This is a genomic window from Alteromonas australica (assembly GCF_000730385.1).
Classification (GTDB): Bacteria; Pseudomonadota; Gammaproteobacteria; order Enterobacterales; family Alteromonadaceae; genus Alteromonas; species Alteromonas australica.
Genome location: NZ_CP008849.1, coordinates 1,519,440 through 1,530,584, shown reverse-complemented (window position 1 = coordinate 1,530,584; position 11,145 = coordinate 1,519,440). Strand labels below are relative to the sequence as shown.

Annotated in this window: 8 protein-coding genes; 6 read left to right on the top strand and 2 right to left on the bottom strand. The window is 44.7% G+C overall.

The window, feature by feature from the left end; translation table 11 throughout:
• Window positions 1–64: 64 nt before the first annotated feature.
• Window positions 65–1,183, bottom strand: coding sequence for a hypothetical protein (locus EP13_RS06755; protein WP_044056638.1), 1,119 nt, complete (start codon window positions 1,181–1,183; stop codon window positions 65–67).
• Between the two features lie 145 nt (window positions 1,184–1,328).
• On the opposite strand from EP13_RS06755, the gene EP13_RS06750 reads away from it, so the two are divergent.
• From EP13_RS06750 to EP13_RS06725, 6 genes are all read left to right on the top strand, one after another.
• A complete protein-coding gene (locus tag EP13_RS06750; RefSeq protein ID WP_156026738.1) occupies window positions 1,329–2,471 on the top strand; it encodes a paraquat-inducible protein A in 1,143 nt (380 codons plus the stop codon).
• A complete protein-coding gene (gene pqiB / locus EP13_RS06745) occupies window positions 2,468–4,102 on the top strand; it encodes an intermembrane transport protein PqiB (protein WP_044056637.1) in 1,635 nt (544 codons plus the stop codon). Before EP13_RS06750 ends, pqiB begins: the two co-directional genes overlap by 4 nt.
• 12 nt (window positions 4,103–4,114) lie before the next feature.
• Entirely contained in the window at window positions 4,115–4,729 is a 615-nt protein-coding gene (locus EP13_RS06740; protein ID WP_156026737.1) for a PqiC family protein, read from the top strand.
• Window positions 4,730–4,736: 7 nt separating this feature from the next.
• Window positions 4,737–5,828, top strand: a complete 1,092-nt coding sequence (locus EP13_RS06735) for a GGDEF domain-containing protein (protein WP_044056636.1) — start codon at window positions 4,737–4,739, stop codon at window positions 5,826–5,828.
• A 131-nt stretch (window positions 5,829–5,959) separates the two neighbouring features.
• A complete protein-coding gene (locus tag EP13_RS06730) occupies window positions 5,960–7,114 on the top strand; it encodes an efflux RND transporter periplasmic adaptor subunit (RefSeq protein WP_044056635.1) in 1,155 nt (384 codons plus the stop codon).
• Between the two features lie 10 nt (window positions 7,115–7,124).
• Window positions 7,125–10,283 carry an efflux RND transporter permease subunit gene (locus tag EP13_RS06725; RefSeq protein ID WP_044056634.1) on the top strand — a complete coding sequence of 1,053 codons (3,159 nt, stop codon included), beginning with the start codon at window positions 7,125–7,127 and terminating at the stop codon, window positions 10,281–10,283.
• A gap of 119 nt (window positions 10,284–10,402) precedes the next feature.
• Here the strand turns inward: EP13_RS06725 and EP13_RS06720 are convergent, their stop codons facing one another.
• Complete coding sequence (locus tag EP13_RS06720; RefSeq protein ID WP_231497935.1) at window positions 10,403–11,020, bottom strand: TetR/AcrR family transcriptional regulator; 618 nt, start codon at window positions 11,018–11,020, stop codon at window positions 10,403–10,405.
• Window positions 11,021–11,145: the final 125 nt, after the last annotated feature.

Here is an 11,145-nt window from a genome sequence, read left to right as displayed (position 1 = left end):
AACGCGAAAAATCAATAACAAAATTAACCAGCCAGTGAATTTAGGGGGTGTTGTGTCTACGCCCCTACCCTTCGACTTTACCTTTCCCTATTGCCGCTGAATCACACGGAATAACTTTGTATTCATAGCCTAATTCAGATTCTGTTGTCGTAATTTGCAAAATTTCATAGTCATTTATTTCAATAACTCGACTGTTTTCAACATGTGCGCAGCGCGAGCGGGTGTCAGCCTCGTAGCGGTAAATAAACGCAGCTAATAATAGTAACTGTCCTTGTCGAAACGCTTGCGCACGTTTTGTTGCATTGACAATTAGCTCACCAAGCTCGACGTCAGAAACATCTTCTGAGTCATTCAGCTCACTGATTATCTTTTCCATACTAAGCGAAGGGTGTTTAGGGTCTTTTTCTTCCACGCCAGGCTGAAGGGGCAGTTGAAGGGGAGCCGAGGTTTCTGCGGTAGCGGGATCGCCGACAAGCACCACTTCATTAGCGGGTTCACACTCACTTCCTATCACGACACTGTGATCGTCTATGCATGAGAATTGGCCGAACACGCCAAATTGCGTAGCAATAAGAATGGCTTTGAAAAAAAGTGCCGCCGTCCACAAATACCGCACTAACGCCGTGGTAAACACAAATCGATAATTGGGCGCGTGCCAAAGTTTATGCAACCCCATCGGTTTCAACAGTAACAGTAAAAACAAATAAACGGGCGTTAGCAAGGTAATCATCAAAAGTGCGATTACCGTGGTGATAAAAAACCAGCTGGGCAACATTAATATCAGTGCTAGGTTGTGACTATAGGGCAATGCGTTGGCCGAGATACCCGTAATCTCATTCACCAACCCTCCTGCAGATGCCAGTGCAAAATTTGCAATCACCGCATAGATAAACAGCACGAAGGCTTTCCCTGGTAAGCTGTGCCACGCCAACATAAATCTGGGCCACACTTCCTTCGCCAACCCCACCAGCACAAAACTAAACATAACAAACTGATAAAGGAAGCTATCTAAATCAAATAAAAACAAAGCCAAAAACATGGCAGTCGCAATGAAATAGCACCGCTGCGGGAATAGGAGGCTGCGCCAAAAGCGCACTAAACCAAGATTTCGCTTGGTAACAAAACGCTCCCCTTGCCTTCTCTTTTGTTTAATAAAGTGCTGTATCGTTTCCGTATTTTTCATTTTTATATTCTTATTATGATGTTGCCTTGCAACAAGCTAGTGCGTGTACTTCCCGACCGACGCACAATACGCTATTCTGTAAACACTAAAAATCAGTGTGTTATACCTTTGATATATTATTTGCCGGACATAGTAAATTAATACTATGAAAAATCATGATTCTTTAGCATTGGTCTGTGAACAGTGCCATACCGAAGTAAAGATTCCATCTTTGGAGCATAAACAGCGCGCAGTGTGCCCTGTTTGTCATCACACGCTCATTGCTTATAAGCATAACGGTACAGAGAAGGTGTTAGCGTTTGCGTTCAGCGCCTTAATGTTTTTGCTATTGTCGTTACCGTTTAATTTTCTCACCTTTAAGGCCAGTGGGCAAAAACACAGCATCGACTTACCCTCGGGGATTACCGTGTTAATAGAACACGATTATCTGTCTTTAGCTATTATTACCAGCTTAGCGACCGTACTGCTACCCGGCGCCGTACTCATAGGTTTAATCGTGCTAGCGCTAGCGCAACTTAACAATCATAAGCCCTTTTATCTACCGCGCGTGTTTCAGCTAGTCAAAGCCCTTTTACCTTGGAGCATGGCCGAAATATTTTTGGTGGGTACGCTCGTTAGCTTAATTAAAATTACAGAATTGGCGGATGTGTCCATTGGTATGTCGTTCTATGCCTTTATTGGTTTTAGTGCCTTTACTGCAATCAGTATTGCTCAATTTGATACCACCCGATTTGCACTTTGGCTTCGTCAAGGTGAAGCGCCCTCCCCCAAACCTTTAAGTCAAGCACAAGCAAACGCCAGCATCCAGCGAACCTGGGCACTCCTGTTTACGGCCTGCTTGCTTTACATTCCAGCCAATGTACTGCCAATCATGTATACTGAACTTTTTGGGCAGGAAACACCTAATACCATTATAGGCGGTGTCATTTCTCTATGGGAGTCAGGGTCTTACCCTGTGGCACTGATTATTCTGATTGCCAGTGTCATCGTGCCCGTGGCAAAAATTATCATTTTGGCCTGGCTTAATTATTCAGTGCAACGACAAAAAACAAACTCTCAATTACTACGTGTTCGATACTATCGCGCAACAGAAGCGATCGGTCGTTGGTCTATGATTGACGTTTTTGTGGTTGCGGTGCTTGTCGCGCTAATACAAATGGGAAACACCCTCTCTATATACCCTGGCCAAGCTGCGCTAGCCTTTTGTGCTGTGGTATTTGTAACAATGATAGCCGCCATGACATTTGACTCGCGGTTAATCTGGCAGCCCTGGAAAAAACAACAATGACCCAAGACGCTAAGGTTAAATCTACCACTTCCATTTCACGGATTTGGATCATCCCTATTTTGGTGGTGCTCATCGGTGGCTGGATGGTGTATTACCAATGGAAGAATCAAGGCCCTCTTATTACGTTAGAGGTGCAATCTGCAACGGGCATTGAGGTTAATAAAACCCCCATAAAGGTGAAAGACCTCGAAATTGGCCAAGTGAAGAAGATCACGCTTAAGCCCGATCTCGAAGGGGTTTTAGTGACGGCGAGAATTGATGCAAATGCCGCACATCTGCTCACTGAAAATACTGAATTTTGGGTTGTTGCCCCTCGCATTAGCTTTTCAGAAGTGTCTGGGCTCAATACACTTTTATCAGGCAGTTATATTGCGATGTCGGCCGATGATACAGGCAAAGAAAAACTGCACTTTGTTGCATTAGAGCGCCCCCCGGTTACCCCACCAGGCACCCCTGGACTTCATCTTATTTTAAAAAGCGATGATGAGTTTGCCTATAAGCCCGGCGACCCCATCATTTACAAAGGTTTTAAAGTGGGCGAGTTTGAAGACGCGGTATTTAATATTGAAGAACGTGTAGTGTATTACGATGCCTTTATTGAAGCGCCGTATCATAAACTGATTACCGAAAATACCCGCTTTTGGGATGTGAGTGGCGTGAAGCTTCTGCTTGAATCTAGCGGCGTTAAGATGCAAACCGGTAGTTTAGAAACGCTATTGGCAAATGGTATTACCTTTGGCATTCCCGAAGGCGTTCCCACGGGAGAAAGAGTGGTAGATAATGCATTTTTTACTGTATATGAAGATGCCGCCTCAGCGTCTAATGCCCGCTATAAGTTAGCCGCTGAATACTTGTTACTCATTGATGAAAGTGTACGCGGGCTGACCGTGGGCGCGCCGGTAGAATATCGTGGCATTGAAATTGGCAATGTCACCGCCATCAACTCATTTCCTGCCGTTGAAGGCAATATTTTAGAGCGCGACTATCCTATTCCTGTCCTCATTAATATTTACCCAGGAAAGGTTCGTCAACCTGATACCCAAGAAGGCTTGTACGCAATTCAGGAAACGATGCGAAATTGGCTGAGGAAAGATTTACGTGCCACACTAAGAATGGGCAATGTACTTACAGGCGGTCTCTATGTGGACTTACAACACGTAGCCAAGCCAACGGGAAGCACGGAAATAACAAGAATTAACGGCTATGAAGTGATTCCCACGGTGTCGAATGAATTTACCCAGCTAACCCAAAAAGCAGATGCTATTTTAGATAAGATAAATCAGCTTCCACTTGGTGATATGGTCGATAATGTATTGGTTGCCGTAGAGGATATGAAACTTGCCGCACAATCCGTAGAAACTGCGAGTGACGACTTCGATTTACTTATTGCCGACATTGATGCCAAACAGCTCAACAATAACTTGAATCAAGTACTGGTCAGTCTTGACAGTTTACTGAAAAATTACAGCGACGGTGGCCTGAGTAAAACCGAAATAAAAGAAACGGTAGATGCCATGCAAGACACGATGCGAAACTTGCAACCCGTTCTTCAAAAGTTAAATCAATCGCCTAACAGCCTTATTTTTACCGATTCGAACAGCAGTGACATTGAGCCTAAAGCGAAGCGCTAAGTGAGTATAAACATGACGTCAAAACACATAAACAGTGTATTTATTGCTAACACGCGAAGCACCGCTTTTCGACTACTTGGGCTGGCGTTTGTTTCTTTATTCTTTGTAGGCTGTTCTTCCTCTAGTCAGCCCTTATCGTATTATTTATTGCACGATACCTCGACGACGCCCCCGGCCACAACTTCGACGCCCTCAGTGGCTATACTAAATAAAATAGTGCTACCCGATTATTTGAAACAACGTGGCTTGGTAGTACAAACCTCAGAAACCGGTATTCACATTGCCAGTGAACACTTTTGGGCAGAGCCTGTAGAGGAAGGCCTTACTAAGTCATTGCGTGACGCGCTGCGTAATCAAAATGTGGATCTCATTACCCATGCGATGGGGGCCGAAGACGTGAACGGCTACATAACACTACGAATTGATGATTTCATTGCCACCTACAATGGCGATATTATTCTGCGAGGTGAGTTTTTTATAAAATTCATCGATGAAACCAACGTCAGCGACCATTTTTATATTACGTTGCCACTTAGCAGTGATGGATTTGAAGCGAGCGTTAAAACAATGCGGCACGCTATAGGCCAGTTGGCGGTTGAGATAGCGGCAAATATGGATAGAAGTTAAAACCTGTATGCTAAACGCCATTAACCACTTTGTCAGTAGAGGGACGAAACGCCACTACGATGATGAAACAAATCGACGCATCATTGTAATCAATCTGTTTTCTGCTGTTGGCACTTCAATTACGTTCGTATTAGGCATTAGAGCGTTATTCTCGCAAGACCACACCTTGGCGTTTACCCTCTTTATTGCCAGCATTCTATTTGCGCTTTCTCAAGCTGTGCAAGTGAGTTCAGGCACGGCAAAAGGCAGAATCATCTCTGTCACTTTGCTCATCACCTGCTTAATGATGCTAATGGCTACATTAATCATCACCGGCGGAAATGCCTCCACAGGCCCACTTTGGATTTATACTGTGCCTCCAGTGACGATGTTTTTCGCGGGGTTTAGACGTGGACTTTTCACGCTTTCAGGTTTTACCGCCATTATAGTGGCGTTACTGTTCTCGCCAAATGATGCGCTCTTACTAACCACCTATACCTATGAATTTAAAACTCGCTTACTTTATTCATTTTTAACGGTGTCTTTTTTATCTGCATTTTATGAATATAGCCGTCAAAAAAGTTACGATACCGCCGTATTTTTAAGTGAAAAGTTTGAAAAGCAGGCCCTACATGACTCCCTGACACACCTGCTTAATCGCCGCGGCGGTCAACAGCAGCTTGAACAGGAATACAGCCGATTACAAAGAAGCAAAAAACCTTTTGCCATTGCCCTCGCTGACATTGACAGATTTAAATCTATTAACGATGCATTAGGTCACGAAGTGGGTGATGAAGTGTTAAAACGTGTAGCTGGCAAGCTAAATAGTCGGCTACGTGGTCAAGACGTGTTATCTCGTTGGGGCGGCGAAGAGTTTCTCTTTATCTACCCTGAAACCGATGAAGCCAATGCAATGTCTGCCGCCGAGCAAGTGCGTAAGTTGCTCGATGAATCTCCCGTGGTCATCAACGGCCAAACCCGTAATGTAACCATAAGCATAGGTGTAACAGAATTAACACCATCCACCTCCTTGAGCGATGCCCTAATTAAAGCAGATAAGGCGCTATATAAAGCAAAAGACAGCGGACGAAACCAAGTAATTGCGGCCTCCTCGCTCTAACAGGGCGTACCGCCTCATTTGCACCTTTACAATTTGTTGACTTACGTTTGGTTACAATTAGCACATTTTTACGCAACATTTAGGTCGTAGACTATACCCTATAACAAACCCCTAAACCTAAGTCGACTATTATGAAATTGATGAAGTTCGTACTCCCAGCTGGTATTTTGGTTGCAGGATATCTTGTCATGAAAGGCATAGAAGTATCTGCTGCAGATGTTGAAGCCGACGCACCAATAGACACCCGTCCAACTGTAACCGTTTTGTCGCTAACACCAGAGACCATCGCGGTGACGTTATCGTCTTATGGTGAAGTTAGTCCATTAGAAAGCACTAACCTAGCCGCGCAAGTTGCCGGAGAAGTCGAGTCCTGGAACCCCAATTTTGTAGCCGGCGGTATCGTCAGACGGGGCGACGTCCTATTCACCATAGAAAAAGACGCCTATGAAGCTGCACTCTTGTTAGCCGAAGCTAATTTAAGCAGCGCCAAAGCACAGCTTATTCAAGAAGAAGCGCAAGCGGAAGTGGCTCGACTCGAGGCGAAAACCATGCCCGATGCTCGCGTCACCGACCTTTATTTAAGAAAGCCCCAGGTAATGAGTGCACAAGCGGCTGTTAAATCAGCAGAAGCCCAGCTTAAAATTGCCGCCAGAGATTTAGACAATTGTGAAGTTCGCGCGCCTTATGATGCTCTGATTGTTTCTCGTGACATCAGTAAAGGCGATTATGTCACTCAGGGCATGAAAACTGCCGTTATCAACAATGTTGAGTTTGCTGAGGTAACTTTCCCTGTTGCAGGTTTCGATCGCCAGTTTGTAGGTGCCGACATCATTGGCAGCTCCGCTACCTTAGAATTAGACGCCCCGTTAAAAACACACATTACCGCCACTATTCATAGAGATACAGGCATTATTGATAGCACTACGCGAATGACGCACTTTGTGGCGCGAATTGACGACCCCTACGCGTTAAACGGCGATAAAACGGTGGTTAAATTCGGCTCCTACGGCACAGTAGTGTTCAAAGGGAAAGCGTTAGAAAATGTGTACCGAATTCCACAAACCTTGATCACGAGTCGAAAAATTTGGACCCTTGATGAAGACAACAACCTTGTGGCGCAACCCGTCGAAGTGATAAGAGAAGATGGCACCGACTTCCTTATACGGGGTAACTTCAACGCCAAGAGTGTGGTGATGTCATTGCCTGAGTATCCCCAAGAGGGCATGCCCGTTAAGGTTATTGCAAGTAATGATCAATTACTTGTTTCTCACCACGTAGAAAAATAAGGGCCTCCTCATGGAAAATCGCTTCGATCCTAATAGCGGTATAATCTCTTGGTTTGCCCGAAATTCAGTCGCTGCTAACTTATTGATGATATTCATTATTGTAATGGGTATTGCTAGCTTCATGACCATACAGCGTCAAATGTTTCCTAACATCGAAATTAACTATATTACCGTTGAAGCGTCATACCCGGGCGCTTCACCGCAGGAAATTGAAGAAAGTATCTTCATCAAAATAGAAGAGTCGCTTAAAGATATCACTGAAATAAAGCGCACCGTATCCCGCGCGTTTAGAGGCAGCGGCGCAGTCACATTGGAAATTGATCCCGACGAAGATTTAAGTGAAGTACTCGATAAAGTTAAACTTCGCATCGACGGCATTGCTACCTTCCCAGCGGGCATGGAACCGGTTCAAGTTTCGCAAATCGAATTTCGCCAAGATGTGATTGAAATGCCCTTAACCGGCGACATTCCCCTTGATGAACTCAAAACCATCGCTCGAGAAGTTGAAGATGAGTTATTACAATTGGGCACGGTGTCATTGGTAGATATGTCTGCACCAGACGATGAAATTGCCATTGAAATAAAGCCTGATGCATTACGCAAATATAACTTAACCATTGCAGATGTTAGCCGTGCTATCAGTAACTACTCCGCCAACATCTCGGCTGGGCAATTACGCACAGAGTCTGGGATTATTTCTGTTCGGGTCGAGAACCAATATTACCGTGGCGATGAATTTTCGACAATTCCCGTCATTATCGGCAATGCAGGCGCAAAAGTGACCCTTGGTGATGTCGCCGATATTAAGGATGGCTTTACTGAAGGCGAGCGCTACTTTAAATACAACGGTGTTAACGCCATTTGGATGTCAGTTAAAGCCACCAAAACGCAAAATACGATCCCGGTGGCCGAAACGGTCAAAGCCTATATCGAAAAGAAAAACCAAACCTTTCCACAAGGCGTGAGTTTGGAAATTCTAGTGGATATGACTTACTACCTAAATGCACGCTTAGACATGATGCTGTCAAATCTATTACAAGGTTCAATATTAGTCGCATTCATGCTGAGTCTTTTCCTTCGCTTTAGATTAGCGCTATGGGTAATGATAGGTTTACCTGTGTGCTTTTTAGGTGCGGTTATGCTTATGCCTGTGTTTGGAATAAGCATTAATATTCTGTCGTTGTTTGCCTTTATCATGGTACTGGGCATTGTGGTTGACGACGCTATTGTTATTGGAGAAAGCGCCTACTCGGAAATTGAAAGCAAGGGCGGTGGCGTTGACAATGTCATTCGAGGCGCTAAGCGTGTGGCAACGCCTGCCACCTTCGGTGTATTAACCACCATCGCGGTTTTTGCCCCCTTTACGTTAAGTAGCGGGCCAGAAGGCGCTTTCTTTTACAACATTGCTGTGGTGGTCATACTCTGTTTAGCCTTCTCATTAATTGAGTCTAAACTAATACTCCCAGCTCACTTAGCGCACACTAACTTTAAACCTATTCACCCCAAAAGCTGGCGCGCCAAGTTTAACAAAGGCTTTTTTGGCTTTGTGAACGGCCCTTACAAGCGCACGCTTACCAAAGCGATTGAATGGCGCTGGGCAGTATTGATGATATTCATCGCCTTGTTTATGGTGAGCTTAGGGCTAATTAATGCCAACTACGTGAGAATGGTACCCAATCCCAAAGTGCCACACGACTTCCCTAGCATCCGTATTGAAATGAACGAAAATGTGTCGGATAGCGCCACCATCGATGCACTTAAAATAGTTGAACAAACCGTTCTTGATATTGATAAGCAAATTGTGGATGAGTTTGGTACTGGCATGATACGAGATCGCTTGGTCTTTAATAACCAACGCACCGAAGGGGAAGTGATTACCCCCCTAGTGTATGAAGATGACCGCCCTATCGACACATTTGAATTGGCCCGCCGTTGGCGCGAAGCCATACCTGAAATCCCGGGTATGAAATCATTCACTGTGGTTGACGATGTTAACGGTAACGGTGATGACGGTGAATTTGGCTATTTGCTTTACGGCCCTGATATTAATACCTTGAATGCTGCTGGCTTGAAATTTATTGAGATGCTTCAACAGCAAGAGGGGCTTTTTGATATTAGCTCAACCATTGATCCACCCAGTAAAGAAATGCAAATGACGTTACTGCCTGTGGCCTACGATTTAGGGCTTAGTTTGTCTGATATCGCGGGGCAAGTGGGTGCCGGCTTCTACGGCGGCGAAGCCCAACGAGTGATTCGAAACGGTGAAGAAGTGAGAGTGATGGTTCGCTATCCAGAATTTACCCGCGAACGCTTTTCAGACCTGAAATACACCGTGATTAAAACACCGGGTGGCCAAGATGTGTTGCTAGGTGACGTAGTAGAGCTTAACGAAAAACCGGGTATTAGTTATATTCGACGAGAAGCCGGCTACAGAAGTGTGTATGTATGGGGCAACATTGATGAAGAAGTGGTTGAACCCAATGAAATTATCGAAGAAATAAAAGAAAACTTATTGCCTGAAATGCAAAAAGCCTTTCCTTCTGTTATGACGGAACTGGGCGGTGATATTGAAGAGCAGCAAGCCCAGCAGAATGAGCAATTGCTATTTTTCTTAGCGGCAATGATTATGGTGTACATACTTTTAGCCGTTCCGCTAAAAAGCTACGGCCAACCGTTAATTATTATGTCGGTGATTCCTTTCAGTTTAACCGGCGCAATTTGGGGGCACTATTTCCTAGGTTTAGATTTAAGCATGATGTCGACATTTGGCTTAATCGCAGCGGCGGGGGTGGTCATTAACGACTCACTGGTGATGACCGACTTTGTTAACCAGCGTCGTGCACAAGGCTATAGCATAAAAGATGCGGTCACCGAAGCGGGAAGCGCTAGGTTTAGGGCTATCACCCTTACCTCAATTACTACATTTGCTGGTGTATTGCCTATAATGTTCGAAACCAGCTTACAGGCTGCCTTCGTCATTCCCATGGCCGCAGCGCTAGGCTTTGCCGTGCTTTATGCCACCGTGGTTACGCTTATTTTAGTTCCCTGCCTGTATCTCATCCTACTGGATTTAGGTAAACCATTTTCTTGGATTAAAAAGCGGATAACGCGCCGAACCGGCAATGAAGAAGGGCATGCAGCACCACCCTCTGAAGCAGAAGCTCACTAACACGACAAAACTGCGAAATTAAGTCACACCTAGGTGTGACTTAATTCCTACCATCAAAAAAGGCCAGCGACTTCAGTACTGGCCTTTTTCATTCATGCATTGACATACAATATCTTCGGTTAGGTCTGACGAATTTCGTATCGACTTAATATTAACGCGGCGGCACTTTGGGCTATTTTGTCTTTTTCCTGAGCACTCAGTGCTGGTTCAATTTTGGTCACTTGAGGCCAAAAACACTGCCCTTTGATTAAACTGTCTAATTCATTAACCACTTGCTGCAAATCGTCGAAGGCCATGCGGTTATCTTGGTGGGCAGCTTTAAGCCATCTGTGCATGGCGGTTTCTTGAGCCCGTAGATGTACAACCTCATCTTTCAACTTTTCGGGCTCGTAGAAGAAATGCCCTACGACCACACGGGCAAGATCTAAATGCTCATCCGCACTGACAAAGTTAATTTCTTCCATGATTAATGATTCAAGCTGACTTTGTAACGAAGTCTGCGTGTCGTAGGCTACATCAATATCGACCAGCGCATTTTGAAACTGCTCTTTGACGATGTGCATAACCAATTCTTCTTTGGCTGAGAAATGGTTATAAACCGTTCGCTTAGACACACTCGCCATTTCAGCCAGCTTGTCCATACTGGTTCCTATTACACCGAATTCCTGAAACGCCTGTCTGGCGGCGGAGATAATCGCTTCGCGTTTTTTATCGCTACGCGTTCGTGTGGTCGTCATAATTCATAAATATAGAAAAAGTATAGTTTCATTCTACACTCCACAGTTTACTTTTCAACGTATTAACCCTAAAATGCACCGCTTAGTTTACTTTAAAGTTTTCGTGTGTGAACTAGTCTATACTT

Coding starts and splice junctions, on each gene's coding strand:
- EP13_RS06720 (WP_231497935.1), bottom strand. CDS start 11,020: ATGACGACCACACGAACGCGTAGCGATAAAAAACGCGAAGCGATTATC.
- EP13_RS06750 (WP_156026738.1), top strand. CDS start 1,329: ATGAAAAATCATGATTCTTTAGCATTGGTCTGTGAACAGTGCCATACC.
- pqiB (WP_044056637.1), top strand. CDS start 2,468: ATGACCCAAGACGCTAAGGTTAAATCTACCACTTCCATTTCACGGATT.
- EP13_RS06755 (WP_044056638.1), bottom strand. CDS start 1,183: ATGAAAAATACGGAAACGATACAGCACTTTATTAAACAAAAGAGAAGG.
- EP13_RS06725 (WP_044056634.1), top strand. CDS start 7,125: ATGGAAAATCGCTTCGATCCTAATAGCGGTATAATCTCTTGGTTTGCC.
- EP13_RS06740 (WP_156026737.1), top strand. CDS start 4,115: ATGACGTCAAAACACATAAACAGTGTATTTATTGCTAACACGCGAAGC.
- EP13_RS06730 (WP_044056635.1), top strand. CDS start 5,960: ATGAAATTGATGAAGTTCGTACTCCCAGCTGGTATTTTGGTTGCAGGA.
- EP13_RS06735 (WP_044056636.1), top strand. CDS start 4,737: ATGCTAAACGCCATTAACCACTTTGTCAGTAGAGGGACGAAACGCCAC.